This window comes from Dictyoglomus sp. (genome assembly GCA_025060475.1).
Classification (GTDB): Bacteria; Dictyoglomota; Dictyoglomia; order Dictyoglomales; family Dictyoglomaceae; genus NZ13-RE01.
Map to the genome: position 1 here is coordinate 1 of JANXBZ010000076.1, position 518 is coordinate 518.

At 39.6% G+C, this 518-nt stretch carries 1 protein-coding gene; it reads left to right on the plus strand.

Annotated elements, in window-relative coordinates:
• Window positions 1-518 (plus strand): AAA family ATPase (locus NZ841_08580; protein MCS7202814.1); only part of this gene is annotated, 518 nt, incomplete at both ends.

Here is a 518-nt window from a genome sequence, read left to right on the forward strand (position 1 = left end):
AGCAAGTAGAGTAAGAGATCTTTTTGATCAAGCAAAGAAAAACTCTCCATGCATAGTTTTTATTGATGAGATAGATGCAGTTGGAAGACAGCGTGGAGCAGGACTTGGTGGTGGACATGATGAAAGAGAACAGACTCTTAATCAGCTTCTTGTTGAGATGGATGGATTTGAAAGTAATGAGGGAATAATTGTGCTTGCAGCTACAAATAGACCTGATGTTTTAGATCCTGCGCTTTTAAGACCTGGAAGATTTGACCGTCAGATTGTGGTTCCTCTTCCTGATGTAAAGGGAAGACTTGAAATACTTAAGGTTCATACAAAGAAAGTTCCACTTAACAGTGATGTAGATCTTGAGAAGATTGCAAGGGGAACTCCTGGATTTTCAGGAGCAGATCTTGCAAACTTAGTGAATGAGGCTGCATTAATCGCTGCAAGAAGGAATAGTGATACTGTCCATATGAATGATTTTGAAGCAGCAAAGGATAAGGTTTTGATGGGTGTTGAAAGAAAAAGCATGG